The 16,589-nt window shown below is 61.1% G+C and carries 11 protein-coding genes; 6 read left to right on the top strand and 5 right to left on the bottom strand.

Annotation, left to right across the window (positions count from 1 at the left end; genetic code table 11):
- Window position 1 precedes the first annotated feature (1 nt).
- Window positions 2-1,840 (bottom strand): dihydroxy-acid dehydratase, encoded by a 1,839-nt coding sequence (gene ilvD / locus QN224_RS12455; RefSeq protein WP_283976890.1) that lies wholly within the window; start codon window positions 1,838-1,840, stop codon window positions 2-4.
- Between the two features lie 280 nt (window positions 1,841-2,120).
- Between ilvD and QN224_RS12460 the strand changes: the two genes are divergently transcribed.
- From QN224_RS12460 to cax, 3 genes are all read left to right on the top strand, one after another.
- Window positions 2,121-5,396: an adenylate/guanylate cyclase domain-containing protein gene (locus QN224_RS12460; protein WP_283976939.1), complete on the top strand. Its 3,276-nt coding sequence runs from the start codon at window positions 2,121-2,123 to the stop codon at window positions 5,394-5,396.
- A gap of 118 nt (window positions 5,397-5,514) precedes the next feature.
- Window positions 5,515-6,195, top strand: a complete 681-nt coding sequence (locus QN224_RS12465; RefSeq protein ID WP_283976891.1) for a peroxiredoxin-like family protein — start codon at window positions 5,515-5,517, stop codon at window positions 6,193-6,195.
- A gap of 1,251 nt (window positions 6,196-7,446) precedes the next feature.
- The gene (cax, locus tag QN224_RS12470) at window positions 7,447-8,592 is read left to right on the top strand and encodes a calcium/proton exchanger (RefSeq protein ID WP_283976940.1); all 1,146 of its coding nucleotides are present in this window, start codon (window positions 7,447-7,449) and stop codon (window positions 8,590-8,592) included.
- 33 nt (window positions 8,593-8,625) lie between these two features.
- Here the strand turns inward: cax and QN224_RS12475 are convergent, their stop codons facing one another.
- Window positions 8,626-9,072 (bottom strand): potassium channel family protein, encoded by a 447-nt coding sequence (locus QN224_RS12475; protein ID WP_283976892.1) that lies wholly within the window; start codon window positions 9,070-9,072, stop codon window positions 8,626-8,628.
- A gap of 255 nt (window positions 9,073-9,327) precedes the next feature.
- On the opposite strand from QN224_RS12475, the gene QN224_RS12480 reads away from it, so the two are divergent.
- The gene (locus tag QN224_RS12480; protein ID WP_283976893.1) at window positions 9,328-11,109 is read left to right on the top strand and encodes a radical SAM protein; all 1,782 of its coding nucleotides are present in this window, start codon (window positions 9,328-9,330) and stop codon (window positions 11,107-11,109) included.
- 313 nt (window positions 11,110-11,422) lie between these two features.
- On the opposite strand, the gene QN224_RS12485 is transcribed toward QN224_RS12480, so the two are convergent.
- Both QN224_RS12485 and QN224_RS12490 read right to left on the bottom strand, forming a co-directional pair.
- Window positions 11,423-12,067: a helix-turn-helix domain-containing protein gene (locus QN224_RS12485; protein ID WP_336621106.1), complete on the bottom strand. Its 645-nt coding sequence runs from the start codon at window positions 12,065-12,067 to the stop codon at window positions 11,423-11,425.
- A gap of 138 nt (window positions 12,068-12,205) precedes the next feature.
- Window positions 12,206-12,484 (bottom strand): hypothetical protein, encoded by a 279-nt coding sequence (locus QN224_RS12490; RefSeq protein WP_173509106.1) that lies wholly within the window; start codon window positions 12,482-12,484, stop codon window positions 12,206-12,208.
- Between the two features lie 148 nt (window positions 12,485-12,632).
- Between QN224_RS12490 and QN224_RS12495 the strand changes: the two genes are divergently transcribed.
- Window positions 12,633-14,384: a hypothetical protein gene (locus QN224_RS12495; protein ID WP_283976942.1), complete on the top strand. Its 1,752-nt coding sequence runs from the start codon at window positions 12,633-12,635 to the stop codon at window positions 14,382-14,384.
- A gap of 58 nt (window positions 14,385-14,442) precedes the next feature.
- Here the strand turns inward: QN224_RS12495 and QN224_RS12500 are convergent, their stop codons facing one another.
- Window positions 14,443-15,582 (bottom strand): AI-2E family transporter, encoded by a 1,140-nt coding sequence (locus tag QN224_RS12500; RefSeq protein ID WP_283976894.1) that lies wholly within the window; start codon window positions 15,580-15,582, stop codon window positions 14,443-14,445.
- Between the two features lie 410 nt (window positions 15,583-15,992).
- Between QN224_RS12500 and QN224_RS12505 the strand changes: the two genes are divergently transcribed.
- The gene (locus QN224_RS12505; protein ID WP_283976895.1) at window positions 15,993-16,499 is read left to right on the top strand and encodes a hypothetical protein; all 507 of its coding nucleotides are present in this window, start codon (window positions 15,993-15,995) and stop codon (window positions 16,497-16,499) included.
- Window positions 16,500-16,589: the final 90 nt, after the last annotated feature.

The raw sequence follows: 16,589 nt of genomic DNA on the forward strand, positions 1-16,589 counted from the left end.
ATCACCGGTCGCCGAGATCCCTGACGGCGCCGCGGTCGGCAGAGGTCGCAAAGGCGGCATAGGCTTTGAGCGCCGTCGTCACCTTGCGCTTGCGCTGCTCGGCCGGCTTCCAGCCCTTGGCGTCCTGCTCGGAGCGGCGAGCGGCAAGCTCGGTTTCGTCGACGCGCAAGCTGATCGTGCGGTTCGGGATGTCGATGTCGATCATGTCGCCTTCGCGCACGAGGCCGATCGTGCCGCCATTCGCCGCTTCCGGCGAAACGTGGCCGATGGAGAGGCCAGAGGTACCGCCGGAGAAGCGGCCATCGGTGATCAGCGCGCAAGCCTTGCCGAGGCCCTTCGACTTCAGATAGCTCGTCGGATAGAGCATCTCCTGCATGCCCGGGCCGCCCTTCGGGCCTTCATAACGGATGACCACGACGTCGCCCGCCTTGATCTCGTTGGCGAGAATCGCCTTGACGGAGGCGTCCTGGCTCTCGAAGACCCGCGCAGGGCCGGAAAACGTCAGGATGCTCTCGTCGACGCCCGCCGTTTTGACGATGCAGCCGTCGAGCGCGATGTTGCCCTTGAGCACGGCGAGGCCGCCATCCTTCGAGAAAGGGTGCTCGACCGAGCGGATGACGCCCTTCTCGCGGTCGGTGTCGAGATCCTCCCAGCGCGCGTCCTGGCTGAACGCGACCTGTGTCGGAATGCCGCCGGGAGCCGCGCGGTAGAAGTCGCGGACGGTTTCGCTCGACGTGCGGGTGATGTCCCAGCGGTCGATGGCGTCGCCGAGCGTTTCGCTGTGCACGGTCACGCAGTCGCGGTTGATGAGGCCGCCCTTGTCGAGTTCGCCGAGAATAGACATGATGCCGCCGGCGCGGTGCACGTCTTCCATATGCACGTCGGCCTTCGCGGGCGCAACCTTCGACAGGCACGGCACCTTGCGCGACAGCCGGTCGATGTCGTCCATGGTGAAATCGACCTCGCCCTCATAAGCCGCGGCGAGAATGTGCAGCACGGTGTTGGTAGAGCCGCCCATGGCGATGTCGAGCGTCATTGCATTCTCGAAGGCCTGCTTGGAGGCGATCGCGCGCGGCAGGACGCGCTCGTCTTCCTGTTCGTAGTAGCGGCGTGCGAGATCGACCACCAGATGGCCGGCCTCGACGAAGAGGCGTTTGCGATCGGCATGGGTGGCGAGCGTCGAACCGTTGCCGGGGAGCGAAAGGCCGAGCGCCTCGGTCAGACAATTCATCGAGTTCGCCGTGAACATGCCGGAGCAGGAGCCGCAGGTCGGGCAGGCCGAACGCTCGATAACCTTGACGTCTTCATCGGAAATGTTGTCGTCGGCGGCGGCGACCATGGCGTCGACCAGATCGAGTGCGTGCTTCTTGCCGTGCAGCACGACCTTGCCCGCTTCCATCGGACCGCCGGAGACGAAGACGGCAGGGATGTTGAGGCGCAGCGCCGCCATCAGCATGCCGGGGGTGATCTTGTCGCAGTTGGAGATGCAGACCATGGCGTCGGCGCAGTGCGCGTTGACCATGTACTCGACGCTGTCGGCAATGATCTCGCGCGAGGGCAGCGAATAGAGCATGCCGTCATGGCCCATGGCGATGCCGTCGTCGACGGCGATCGTGTTGAATTCCTTGGCGACGCCGCCGGCCGCCTCGATCTCGCGGGCGACGAGCTGGCCAAGATCCTTGAGATGCACATGACCCGGCACGAATTGGGTAAACGAGTTCACCACTGCAATAATCGGTTTGCCGAAGTCGCTGTCCTTCATGCCCGTCGCGCGCCAGAGGCCGCGGGCGCCGGCCATGTTGCGGCCGTGGGTGGTGGTGCGGGAGCGATAGGCAGGCATGAACGTGTTCCCTTCACGGACGAAAGTCATTGCGCGTATATGGCGATCCTGGAGCGCCGGTGCAGGGTACTAGCGCAAAATTGCGCGCGCGTCATCTTTTGCGTCAGATTATTTCCGCGGACCTTGATGCGATTGCCGTGTGTCGCCGCGCATTGCCGCGCCGCTTATCCCGCGTTTGCTTGCCAAGCCAATGCAACAAGTCCATTGTCATCGGGCATTCATGCCCGAGTGGCCGGGGCTTCTCCTGGGCATGGCGGACTTTCTCGAGGGTTCGTTCGAGATGAATTGTCACGAATGCGGTTACGAAATTGAGAGCGGTTTTGCGTTTTGCCCGAAGTGCGGTGCGAAACAGCAGATCCTGTGTCCCGGCTGCGGCTATTCCTGTCCGCCGCATTTCGCCTTTTGCCCGCAATGTGGCACCCAGGTCAGTGCTTCGGCGCCGTCCGTGCCCCGATCCGCCCCTTTGCCGCGGCCTCAAGTCTCCGGGACGGCGTTACCGGTAGTTTCGCCGGCACGTTCGAGCGTGGACAGCGGCGCCGATCGTCGCACGGTCACGGTCGTCTTTGCCGATCTCTGCAGTTTCACCGCCCTCGGCGAACAGGTCGATCCGGAGACTTTGCAGGCGCTGCAGAACGAACTCTTCGAGGAACTGACGGAAGCAGTGGAAGCATTCGGAGGGTTCGTCGACAAGTTCATCGGCGACGCGCTGCTCGCCCTCTTCGGTGCGCCGGTGGCGCATGAGGACGATCCGGAACGGGCGCTCCGTGCCGCGCAGGAAATGGTGCGTCGGGCGGCGCAGGTGGGCGAACGCTGGCGGAAACGGATCGGCCTGCCGCTGAACCTCCATATCGGCGTCAATACCGGGCCTGTCGTCGCCGGCGCCTTCGGTGCGGGCGACAGCAAATCCTATTCGGTCACGGGAGATACGGTGAACACCGCGCAGCGCCTGCAATCGATGGCCGGTCCGGATGAAATACTCGTCGGGCCGGTGACGCACCGCCTCACGCGACATGCCTTTGCCTATGAGACGCTTGGGGCGGTCGCCTTGCGGGGCAAGGCGGGCAGCGTACACGTTCATCGTCTGACCGGGGCGCTCGAGGTGCCACGCGCGGCGCGGGGGCTTGATGCGCTCGGCCTGAGCGCGCCGCTCATCGGGCGCGACAAGGAAATCGGCCGCTTGCGCGACTGTCTTGCGCTGGCCTGCGGCGGCACGGCGCAACTGGTGCGGCTTACCGGCGAAGCAGGCATCGGCAAGTCGCGCCTCGTCAACGATTTTCTCGCCGGCCTTGCCGAAGACGCATCGTTCGCACACGTCGTCGTGCGGCGGGCGGGATGCTCTCCACTCGGCGAGCCCTCCTACGGAACGCTCGCGAAGGTTCTGCGCAGCGCCTACGGCATATCTTCGACCGACACACCGGAGCAGACGCAGGAGGGCCTGTCGCTCGGCCTCGCGGAAATCGGCTTTCCGCCCGCGGAAATCGAACAGCTCATGCCGCTCTTCTTTCATATTCTAGGCATCGGCGATCGCGATGGAATGCTGCAGCACGTCGCTCCGGAACAGGTTCGGCGACAGCTGTTCTCCGCCATCCGGACCATCTTGGAGCGGCGACTCGACCAGGCGCCGCTGCTTCTCGTCATAGAGGACCTGCACTGGGCCGACTCGGCATCGCTGGAGGCGCTCCGTTTCGCGCTGGACAGGCTGGATCGCAGGCCGCTGATGCTCTTGACGACGCAGCGCCCGGATGCCGGTGCTGACCGGCTCGCGCCCGGCCGCACCAGTCTCACCGCCCTGCGCCTCGGACCCCTATCCGCGCCCGATGGCCAACGCCTCCTCTCGGCCTTGTTCGGGGAAGGCGGCCTGCCCAAAGAACTGTGTGAGCGGATCCTGCGTCGGGCCGGTGGCAACCCGCTGTTCGTCGAGGAGATTGTCCGCAGCTTGATCGACCTGGACATGCTCAGGCGCGATGATTCCCATTGGCACGTGGCCGGCGGTGAAGCGACCGTCGACATTCCGATCGGCATCGAGGCGATACTGCTCGCGAGAATCGACCGATTGCCGCAGGAGGTGCGCCGGCTGGTCCACTGCGCCGCGGTTATCGGCCCGAGCTTCGAGGCGCACCTGCTAAAGAGCATCGCTGTCGCGCCAGCCAACGTGGACCAGGGTCTGGAACTGCTTTGCGACACGGAAATCATAGAAGAGGCGGGGAGCGAGCGATCGTCGCAGACCTATCGTTTCATGCAGTCGCTGTTTCACGAGGTCGTCTACAACAACCTGCTCGTAAAGCGTCGCGCGGAAATTCATGCGGCCATCGCCGAGGCTCTGGAGCGTCGTTACGGCGAGAACCCGCAGCGCTTCGAGGAACTGGCGCTGCTCGGCCATCACTTCAGCCAGTCGAAAGACCGGAGCAAGGGCGCACGGTATCTGATGGCGGCCGGCGATCGGGCGCGCCAGCTCTGCGCAAACGAGGATGCCATCCGCTACTATCGGCAGGCCATGGCGGCCCTTGCGGCCCTGGGCGAAGAAAGGCCGGAATGGTTCGTCGCCCGCGAGCGCGTCGCGGATCTCCTGGGCCCGGCCGGTGAGCGCGGTGCCGCGGAGGAGCATTATCGCTCACTGCTCGCCTGCGAACGCGTCTCGGCCGACCCGGTGGCCTCCGCGCGGATCCTTCGCAAGCTCGGCCATCTCCTCTGGGAGGCCGGCAATCGCGAACAGGCCCAGGCGAATTTCACCGAAGCTGCCGTTCTCCTCGCAAGGGTGGATGCGCCGGTGGAGAGCGCTTCGCTTCTGCAGGAGCGCGGACATCTTGCATTCCGCATGGGCGACTATCTTGCTGCTTCGGAGTGGGCGGACGAAGCGTTGAGCCGGGTCAAGGACCTGGGGCTCGACGCCGGTGACGAGATGCGGCGCGAGGCAGCCTTGGTTACGGCGGAGGCATTGAACACCAAGGGCGTGGCGCTTGCGCGGCGCGGCCGCCGGCGCGAGGCGATCGCCGCGGTGGAGGAGAGTGTTGCCGTCGCCGAGGCGGCCACCCTGATGCAGGCGGCCTGCCGCGGGTACACGAACCTCGGCGTGCTCTATACGATCGTGGACCCGAAGCTCGCGATCGATGTCTGCCGACGCGGTCTGAACATGGCGCGGCGTGCCGGCGATCTCGGCTTCGAGGCACGGCTGCTAACCAATCTCGCCGTCGCCTACTGTACCTTCACCGACCGATGTGCGGCCGACGGAGTGCCGGCTGCCGAGAAGGCGATCGAAATCGACCGCGCTCTCGACCAGCGCGATCATCTGCCGGTTTCCCTGCTTGTGCTCGGGCAGATATACCAATGCCACGACCAGCCGAACGACGCCCGCCGCCTTTACGGCGAGGCGCTCGATCTCGCGGTCGAAACGGGCGAAGCACAGGTCCTGTTTCCATGCTATGATGGCCTTGGAGCGCTCTGCCTCGACGCGGGAGATCTGGACGAGGCCGAGCGCTATTTTACACTGGCTCGAGACCTCTGCGTGCGTCACGATCTTGATCCTGAAGCATTGGTGATATTGCCGTTTCTCGACTAAGGCATCGCGCTGCCAGATGAAGCCTGTCGGTCCGAGACAGCGGCCTGGACTCAAGGATTACCGCGATCGTTTGCCGCGAAGATGTCTGGCGCCGTACCGTCGCGGGAGGAGAGCAATCATGGTCGAATATCGCAGCACAGGGCCATTGCAGCCCGGCGATCGTGCGCCGAACGTCGTGCTCGACGCGATCACGCGGGAGGGCAAGATCGCCATTGACGATTTTCGCGGTCGCAAGCCGGTTTTGGTCGGCCTGTTTCGAGGCCTGCATTGTCCGTTTTGCCGCCGGCACATTGCCGCCATGGCGCAGCTCAAGGGGGCGTTGAACGAAAAGGGCGTCGAAAGCCTGACGGTTGTGAATACACCGACCGACCGGGCGCGGCTCTACTTCCGCTACCACCCCCTGCCGAACCTTCTCGCCGCGGCCGATCCGGAACGGATCTCGCATCGCGCCTTCGGTCTGCCGAATCTGGAGTTCACCGAAAACGAGGATGATTGGCCGCACAAGCTTGGCATGCCGACGGTAACGGCGATGCGCATCGACATGCCCGGCGAATTGCCCGAACCGATGAACCCGATTGTCGCCTCGGAATATCTCGACAAGACGGATGACTATGAGATCACGGATGACGATAGCCGAATGATAGCGACCGGCATGGGCCAGCTCGTCGGACAATTCCTGCTCGACAGGGATGGGGTGGTGCGCTGGTGTTTCACCGAAGCGACACCGGACGGCAGCAATATGTTCCGTGCTCCGGCACCGGAGGAGGTGATGTCGGCCGCATCGCAGGTGGCGCATTGAAGCGAAATTCCGGAGCCGAATTTTGCTACGGGAGTCCCAAAGCGGTGACAGAAGGGACTGTTCGCGTCGCTCTACAGCGCCGCGCGTCTTAGACGCGCAAGGGACGCTGTAGTGCTTTGAATGGCTGGATGTCCTTAAATCGTATTCGATTTAAGGACATTCAGTAGGGCTCCCGCACGCCCACGGCGGCAGTTGGGGACCTCCGTCATTCCGTAAGCGATTAGGGATATGTTCTGGAGGATCTATTCAGCAACGGTCGTCGGACCTTTAACCCATCGATGTAGGACTTAAGTCCGTGGTTCGAAGTTGCCCACGCTCCTAAACTGCCTGTGTTTTTCAGCGACGATGAAGCTGTTTTTTGCGGATTTGCCGACTTGCCGGCCTGTGCGGATAGCATGGGCCGGCTTTGTTGTGTGGGCCGCCATTGCGGCGTGTAAGTGACGCCGGTGAACTCCAAGCCGGCATCGTCAGTCACCCCAATTCTCTTTCCCGTCCCTGGCCAGTGCAGGCGTCGAAAGGTCTTCGGAAAAGCGGCCGACAAGGGGCGCTACGTAAAAGGTCTCTCGATTTCTCGAAGGCCTTTTAAATCAGAAACTTGGATGGTGGGCATCTCCTTCGTGAAGTTGAAGAGGCTAGCCAGAAGCCAACTGCCTCAGCCGGGTTCCTCGTGATTTTCACGGCCTGACCGAAGTTCGGTCTGCTGCCTGCCGAATGGCAGCCAGAGCCCTCGAAATGCGTGGCGCGGCAAATAAACTGGCTCGCATCGGGCTCGTGGCCGTCCCATGTCCTTTGATTGTGATCAATGCCAGCCGCATGTTTTTGCGTATCATTCTATTTGAATAATCAAGACAATCAGTCGTGACCTGCTTGCTTGGGAGTTGAGCGTTTTCGCCGGCAATTGGATTCTTGCCGGGCCTTTAAAGAGGGAGCGCAGAGATCTAACAATCGTTGCGTCCGGCTGCGGCCAACCAAATTGCAAGCCGTTCACCGCACCGGGGCAGACGGACACCCTTTTTCAATGTGATGATCGTCTTTGTCCTGCATCGTCTCGAACGCGATCTCCGACCGAGCACCGAGGCGATCGTGCAGTTCATCGACCGCTTCGATCCGGACGACGAGTGTGGTCGCCGATTAGAGGAGGTGCGGGGCGCATTCGCCTTGGGTTGATGCGCATCGATGCGCTGCAAGCGGTGTAGCAACAGTTTCATGGGCGCATTCTGCGGCGTGCGCCTGAGGCCGGAGGACGATCCGATGCGCGATTTCCAGGGTAGACGCTCCATTGTGCCGCCATCCTCGGCCAATGCTGCAAGGGCTGCTCTGAGTGAGCTTCGGCGAACCCCTCTCCTTGTGTTTATCCTCTTCGTCCCCGCCGTCATTCTGCTAGAGCAAGTATCGCCCGAGGCGCATACCTTGCTGTTCCTCCTATCGGTCGCAGCGATCGTGCCGCTCGCGGCACTGCTGAGCCGCGCGACCGAGGCCGTCGCCGCGAAATTGGGCGATACCCTCGGCGCCTTGCTCAATGCCACGCTCGGCAATCTGACCGAACTCGTGATTTCGCTCGCGGCCCTGCATGCAGGCCAATATCTATTGGTCAAGGCGTCGATTGCGGGCGCGATCGTCACCAATGCGCTGTTCATGCTTGGCGGTGCGTTTTTCGTCGGAGGTCTCAAGCATCACCTGCAGGAGTTCAACAGGGTTAGCGCACGCTTTCAGGCTAGCCTGTTGTTCCTTGCCACGATCGCGATTCTGGTCCCCTCCCTTATCAGCGAAGTGGACCGCGTCCCCGCCGGCACCTTCTCACAGCAACTGAGCTTGAGCCTCTCTCTGCTCCTCATCGCCGTCTATGGACTTGGCATGCTGTTTTCCCTGAAGACGCACCGGGAGCTTTTCACCAGCGGCGGCCACGTCGACGAGGATGAGAAACCGTGGCCGCTTGCGGTCGGGATCGTTGTGCTGGTTGGCGTCACGCTTTTCGTCGCGATGGTCAGTGAGATCTTCGTCGGCTCAGTACAGGTCGCTGCTCAACGTCTCGGGATGACGCCTGCCTTCGTCGGGTTCATCGTCGTAGCCTTGGTGGGCGGAGCTGCGGAAATGACAACCGCTTTCTCGGCGGCGCGCGCCAATCGCCTCGACCTCAGCGTCGGCATTGCATTGGGCAGCGCCGCACAGATCGCGCTTTTCGTCGCCCCGGTCCTGGTGCTCGTCAGCTATTTTGTTGGTCCGGAGCCGATGTCCCTGCAGTTCTGGCCCGGGGCGGTCGCAATGATGCTGATTGCAACGATGGCCGCAACGCTCTTGTCCAACGGTGGGCGCGCAGCTTGGTATGCCGGCGTCATGGCGCTGGCGGTCTATGCCATTTTCGGACTCACGCTGTTTCTCTTGCCGCCATCGGCGTGAGTTCGCAGGCATCCGCCACTCACGGTCTTGGCCCTATCCTGCCTGGCTGTCTCCGTGAAAATGTAGACGCTGGATCACGGCCATCATCAGTGCCGTAGCCCATCCAAAAATGATCCAGCCATTGACGGCCTCGAAAGTTGCAACCTGGCGCCAGTCTTTGCCGAGAACGATGTCGCCATAGCCGACCGTCGTGAAGGTGACGGTCGAGAAGTAGAGCGCGTCATCAAAGTTAGGCAGCGCTTGCGCAAGATAGTAGAAGGTTGCCCAGAGCACGACATCAAGCGCAATCGGAGTGATCAGGTAGATTATCCAGACGACGGTCACCAGCGTCGGGTAACGAAGCAGGAAGTCTCGACGTTCTCTTTCCAACCTGCGAAAAACACCAAGCCCGGCGGACATGAAAGATGCTTGAACGGCGACTGTTGCCGCAATGAGACCACACGCTATGGCCAGCCGAAATAGCACCCACGCCTCCACCATGGCGGATCGACCAGAACGCGCTATTGCCGCCGCGAGCAGTGTAGCAAAGACTGCCTGATCGGTGAACAGTGTCGCCAGAGCGCTAAGTTGCGCCCGACCCGTTCTGGCAACCGCCGGACGGGTTACCGCCTGAGGAAGAGAGTTTTTGTACCGGCTCCGCAGATTGCACTGAGAAATGAAAGAATTTGCGTGGTCTTGCCTTGTGGCAAGGCTCTGTTAGGCTTCGCCATTGCTTCAAACGCGAAAGATACAACCTTGTCGCATGTTTCGGAAGCTGAGGGGAGACGTTTCCAGCTCATCCTGATCAAGCCCTCGCACTATGATGACGATGGCTACGTGATCCGCTGGTGGCGCGCGATGATCCCCTCGAACTCACTCGCCGCGCTCTATGGCATTGCCGCTGACTGTGCTGAGCGCAAGGTGCTCGGCCCGGATGTTTCCATCGATATTACGGTGATCGACGAGACGAATACGCGGATCGATTTCCCGGCGCTCCTGCGTATGTTTAGCCGACACGATAATTTTGGCTTGGTGGCTCTTGTCGGGGTCCAATCCAACCAGTTTCCGCGCGCCCTCGATATTGCGCGGCCGTTCCGCGCGGTTGGCATCCCCGTTGCCTTGGGCGGCTTTCATGTGTCAGGCTGTCTTGCCATGCTGGACAGCAAGGCGGTAGAACTCGACGCGTGCCGGGAGATGGGCATTTCCATGTTTGCGGGCGAGGCCGAGGGCCGTCTTGACGCGGTGCTGCGGGATGCGGCGACCGGCAGACTAGCGCCGATCTACAACTTCATCAACGACCTGCCCGGCCTTGACGGCACGCCGGTCCCGTTCCTGCCGAAGGAAAACGTCGCTCACACGTTCGGCCTTAGCACGAGCTTTGATGCCGGGCGCGGCTGTCCCTATCAATGTTCCTTCTGCACGATCATCAACGTGCAGGGGCGCAAGTCGCGCTTCCGTTCGGCCGACGACATCGAGAAGCTGGTGCGGATGAACTGGGCGCAGGGCGTCCACAAATTCTTCATCACCGACGACAATTTCGCCCGCAATAAGGAATGGGAGGCGATCTTCGACCGGCTGATCGAACTACGAGAGAAAGACGGTATTCCACTCGGCTTGATGATCCAGGTCGATACGCTCTGCCACAAGATCCCGAACTTCATTGAGAAGGCAAAGCGCGCCGGCGTTACCCGCGTTTTCATCGGCCTCGAGAACGTCAATCCGGACAATCTCGCCGCAGCAAAGAAGCACCAGAACAAGATCACCGAATACCGCAAGATGCTGCTTGCCTGGAAGGCGCAGGGCATCATGACGCTCGCGGGCTATATCCTCGGCTTTCCGGCGGATACGCCCGAGACCATCCGGCGCGACATCGCCATCATCCAACACGAACTGCCGGTCGACATCGTCGAGTTCTTCGTCCTCACGCCGCTGCCGGGCTCGGAGGACCATCAGAAGCTGTGGAAGAGCGGCGTCGAGATGGCGGCCGACCTCAACGTCTATGATGTCGAGCATGTGTGCACGGCGCATCCGGGGATGAGCCGTGAGGCGTGGGAGAACATCTACCGCGAGGCATGGCAGCTCTACTATTCGCCCGAGCACATGCAGACGCTGCTGCGCCGCGCGGCCGCGACGGGCGTGCCGCTTGGAAGCCTCATCAAGCTGCTCGTTTCCTTTGCGACGATGGTGCCGCTCGAAAACGTCCATCCGCTGCAGAGCGGTCTTCTGCGCCTGAAGCGGCCGTCGGAGCGGCGGCCGGGCATGAAGCGGGTACATCCGCTGATCTTTTGGCCGCAGTTTATATGGGAGACGGCGCGCAAGCATGTGGCGCTCGCAGGCGCGATCGTCCGGTTGGCTGCTACCGCCTACAGGATCTCCCGCGATCCGGCTTCAAAGGTCTACATGGATCAGGCGCTGATGCCGGTTGGAGCCGATGACGAGGAGACGCTCGATCTGTTCATCAAGACTGCCGGCGGCACGGCAGCGGTGGCGCATGTGAAGAGGGTCGCGGCACTCACCCGTGGCACTCCGGCGGTCTAGCCACTTGCAGTCGCGATGCGCAGTTCGTCGTTTGCATCTGCTTGTGAGGTGTTTGGACACAGGGTGCGTCAATACAGGGGGGGCGGTAGGCTCATTTTCGCTCCCAAGCCTGCGGGGTCGCGCCGCCGCTTGTGCCCCCGGCAACCTGTGGTTACCAATGATAGATTATGCGACTTCGAAGCCACAGCGGGTACACTGCCGACAGAGGTCTCGTTTGAGCCTTGGCCCCGCCTCCGCCCCGCTCCTTCCTCCATGTCGGAGCGCCAAAAGTGCCTTCGACCCTGCAGTACAAAGGTCGATGTTGGGCAAATCACTAAAGACACAAGTTCTGAAGCGCGCGATACTCAAGGATCTCGATGCCGCGAGCACCGTACAAGTTGATAATGCGCTTGTTCTTCAGCTTCGTAAGCGAACGCGAAACGGTCTCGATCGTCAGCCCGAGATAGTCGGCGACGTCGACGCGGGGCATGGATAGTTCGAACCTATGCGAATGACCCGAACGATCCGACATTTCGAGTAGGAATGCCGCGACCCTTTCGACGGCGCTTTGGCGGCCAATGACCAATTGGTGTTCCTGAGCCGACAGGAAGTTCTCCAACACCGCGGGCAACAAACCCTGCCAGATAAGCGGATCTTCGTGCAGGCTGACGCTCTTTACACCAGTGATGCCTATCGCTTCGGCATTGGAACGGTGCAGGTCCTCATTTTGCAGACCGAACCAGTTTCCTCCGAAATGGAATGCAAGAATTTGTCGTCGGCCGTTCGCAAGCACGCGGTACACGCGAACGGCCCCGAATTCTACTCGGTAGGCCTGACCGGCCCTTTCCCCGGAAGAGTAAATGCTTTGTCCGTTGACGAAGCTGCTGATCGGCCTCGACTCGACTTCCCCTTGCGTATGCGGCCCCATGGGGACGGTACCTATGAATCTCCCCGAGTGAGCCAATATTGACGTATGCATTATTCGACTCCCAATACTGTGCCCCTTGCCTTACAAGAACCCTGATCCAGCGGATCTTCCTTGTATTCTGCGCGCTGAACAGCGAGCAGACCGTTCGGACGCCGGCTCCGACGCCAGGTAAAGCGGCAAACTCTCTAATTAGATGAGACCTTTCGCCGGCCCGAGCGCCTGCTCAATCTCTGCCGCCAGGCTCTCTACCAAGCTCCTGAACTCCGCGCGGCGCTCCTCGCGTACGTGAAAAGGAAGCTGATCGGCGTGAGCAAGCGCGTTTTCAGCGGCTGCGAAGTCCTCGCACATCCCCCTGAAGCTCTCGTCGCGGATCGACAACTCCCTGATCTGCAACGAGCGTGCAGGAAACCGACGCAAGGCCGCTGCCAGGCCGTGTTCCTCGTCACTCCACCCTGATCGCCCGTTCATTTCGCTCCACCCCTCCGAGTTCGAAATGAAATACAACTTTAATACATCGGTCTAATATATATTGCGCTTTGACCGGGTGCGGACGTAAGATACGGGAGCTTACAGTACCGCTGGACACAAGCTTGCGTTGTGTCGATTGGGGGCGGACATGGTAGCAGACCAGCGGGGCGTCCGGGTCGAACCGACAACTGCTCTACCCACCGACGCGGAAATTCTTGCACAACTCGATCGAATTCGGTTCAGCACCGAGTTCGATGCGCCGGACCGCGCGCGCAAGTTCCTGGCCTACGTCATTGAGGAGACCGTTGCAGGCCGGGCCGACCGTATAAAGGCGTATTCGATAGCAACCGAGGTCTTCGGTAGAGATTCCTCTTTCGACGCTCAAACGGATCCAGCGGTGCGGATCGAAGCGGGCCGTATTCGTCGCGCGCTCGAACGCTACTATCTCGTGTCGGGCCGCAACGACCCGATCGTGATCAGGATACCGAAAGGCGCCTACGTGCCAACGTTCGAAAGGCGCGTCGACGCGCAGAGCGCGGCTGACCTCGGTTCCTCTTTAAGCGCCAGATGGGATTCTTCCGTTCAACATTTTCGACGATGGATTTGGTTCGGAATTGCGGCGCTTACTTTTGCCCTTGGCGGCCTGGCAGCAAGTGCTCTCCTTCGCCCTTCTATCACTGCAGACTACGACGCGAACACCGGCCGCATTCGACCTAACATCCCGAAACTGGTTGTCGCACCGTTTGAGGATCTCTCCGGAACACCAGACTCGGCGATGATAACGCGAGGACTCGCCGACGAGGTCGTCGGCAAGATTGCCAAGTTCAAGGAGATCATCGTCGTCACCCGTGAAAACCCCGATGACTCGTCGGACACCGACGGCGGACCGGCCTATGCGCTGGAGGGGCGGGTTCGCCTCGATGGCGAAAGGCTTCGGCTTGGGATAAGACTCATCCTACGGTCCGACGGGTCGGTAATGTGGGCAAACAACTATGACGAGAGCTTAGCAACGCATAAGATCATCGAACTGCAGGAGAAAGCCGCCGCCGCCGTGGCGACCGCCGTGGCACAACCCTATGGCGTTGTTTTCCAGGCGAATGCCACGCAGTTCACGCAGTCAATTCCGGACGATTGGGAAGCATATGCATGCACCTTGGCCTACTATGGTTATCGCAGCGATTTGAACCCGCAAACGCATGCGTCTGTTCAGGAATGCCTTCAGCACGCGACCCGGCAATTCCCGAACTACGCTACGGCTTGGGCGCTTCTGTCAATGACCTATATCGACGAGCTTCGTTTCCGGTATCGTCTTGATCGGTCGTCCCCGGTGTCGCTGGAGCGGGCGATCGAGGCAGCGGTACGCGCCGTGGAACTGGATCCCCAGGACGTACGCGCCCTGCAAGCACAGATGCTCACTCTTTTCTTCCGGGGCGAAGTCGACGCTGCCTTGGCGGTGGGGGCGCGCGCGTTTGCCATCAATCCTAACGACACTGAACTCGCCGGCGAATATGGTTTCCGGCTTGCTCTGTCGGGTCAGTGGCATCCTGGTTGCGAGCTCTTGTCGGAAACCGTCGCGCAGAACCCAGGCCCGGTAGGGTATTTTGAGGCGGCCCTGGCGGTCTGCGCCTATATCAGAGGCGATTACGTCGCCGCTGAGCGATGGGCGCACTTGGCCGACCTTCGCGCCAATCCGATTTATCGCGTCATATTGCTTGCTATTCTTGGGAAGCTCGGCAAGTCGGACCAGGCACACGAAGAAGAGAAATGGCTGAAAACGAACGCTCCAGGCTTCCTCGAGAACATCCGAAAGGAGGTCGCCTTGCGAATTCGTCGTCCTGAGGACCAGCAGCACTTCATCGAAGGTTTGCGAGAGGCGGGCGTATCGGTCCCCGAAAATTGAGTCTGAACAGGCCTCGAGCAAAGGACATTCGCTACAGTGATGCGCCCCACGTAAATGGTCACGTCTGGCGCGGCAATCGTGAAGACTCAGGCAGCGACTTTTCCGGCACCGCACCCGAATGCATCCAGATCATCAGCAAATCATGGAAGACACTAAGGACGATCGGCCCCAGGAACAGGCCGATCAGGCCGTAGGAGAGCGTGCCTCCGAGCACCCCTAGCAAGATGACAAGCGTTGGCGTTGAAAGCCCGCGCGCCACCAAGATAGGTTTCATAACGTTGTCGATGATAAAGAGCGGTGTCAGCAAGAGTGTAAACAAGACTGCCGGGCCGAAGTCCATCGCCACCCAGGCCCAGATTATCACGGGTAGCAAAACCAGCGCCGGCCCGATCTGAACGATGCAGAGAATGAGCACGACGAAGGCGATTGCACCGGGTGCAGGAACGTCGAACAGGCTCAGCACCAGTGCACAGAGAAACGCCTGCAGCAGCGCAACGCCAATAACGCCGCGTGCCACATTGCGAATCGTTGCCACCGCCAGCCGCACGAACCCGACGCCCCTGTCCCCACCCATCCTGCTGGCGAAGCCTTGCGCAGTCTCCGCGAGCCGCTCTCCGGATCCGAAAAGAAATCCGGCAACAAGCACGGAAACCACGAAGCCGAGCAAGTCGACGCCGATACTCGCGATCTTGCCGAGAGCCTTGCTCCCCGCCTGCAGCAGCGAAGGCTCGAGTTGCCTTAGAACAGCCTCAAGATTGCCAGACGCCATACCCCAGGCAGCATAAATGCGCTCGCCGATCATTGGCCAATTGCGAACACTCTCGGGGGGTACTGGTACCAGCAACGAACCATTGTCTAGTCTTGCAAGCAGCGTTTGGACTCCTTCGGCAAAGCTGACGGCAATGGCCGCAAGCGGACCGACGATGACGGCCAGACAGACCACCGTGATCAGGACCGCTGCCAGCCGAGGCCGGGTGCCGAGCATGGCTGCAAGGGCGGCGTGGGCCGGATAAAGCGCGACGGCCAAGATCGCTGCCCAGACGAGAATGATCGCGAATGGGGCGATTAGCGTCAGGGACCAATAGGCGAAAAGCGCGACTATGCCGATCCTGACAATCTCGGTGATCTTTGCCTCGATGGATGATCGACCGGTTGGGTCACCTCGGACCGGACTCGCTCGGGATGGATCGTCATCCATTCTCGCCCTCACTTTTCCACGCAGCAAAGCAAAGCCAAAACGTCCGCGGCCTGCCGCAACGCCGTCGCTCAGGGCGCAGTTTCGGCGAACATTGAACTGAAGGACGCCGTCTCCCGCATGCTCCGCCTCAAGCGGGGCGGCGAGTGCGCCTCATGCAACGCGCTCTTGGAGATGGTACGGCCGCCTGCGACCACGTTGCAGTAACATACCGTAGCATACGTCATTCGACGCTTACAGATGCCATTGAGGCAGTTCACCATCGAGGGTAATCGAGCGACCCTGTCACGTGTCGACTTTGACTGCGATCAATGCCAGCGGAGCATATTTTCGCGTATCATTCCATTTGGAGTTAAGTATTTTCGCGGAGCAATTGAGTTTACGGCCGGACTTCAGCAAAGAGGAGTGCAGAGATGGAAGAGTCGCATCCGGCCGCGGTCGACCATTTGCCGCCTTTCATAACCGCGCCAGGGCAGACGGACGTCCTTTTTACCGTGATGCTCGTCTTCGTGCTGCTGATGGTCTTCCTGGTCGGCATTCTGTATCTCAGGCTGCACGCGCTGCCCGAACACATGGCGCATGGCGCCAGCAAGGGGCAGTTGCAGATCATCGGCGTGCTATGTCTGATCGCTCTCTTCACCCACAATCATCTGTTCTGGATCGCCGCGCTGCTGCTCGCCATGGTCGAATTTCCGGACTTTGCCTCGCCGGTGAAGTCGATCGCCCGCTCGCTCGCCAGGATTGCCCGCCGCGACGAGAGGGCGGATACGCGTGGGCCGCAACAGAGCGGAGCGACGACGACATCCGAGTCGCCGCCGAATGCGCCGCCGTCCAGGGCGCCGCGCTCGAACGAGCCGCAATGGGTGCAACTCGAAGCCCCACCGTTTCCTGGCGACGACAAGATCGAGCGAAGGGGGTGAGCCATGCTGGAATTCCTGATCTGCTCGCTGCTCACCATCTTTCCCGACTTTCTCTTCCGCCGCTATGTCCAGGGCAAGCGCATCGGCCGC

It is taken from the genome of Sinorhizobium sp. 7-81 (genome assembly GCF_030124405.1).
Classification (GTDB): Bacteria; Pseudomonadota; Alphaproteobacteria; order Rhizobiales; family Rhizobiaceae; genus Sinorhizobium; species Sinorhizobium psoraleae.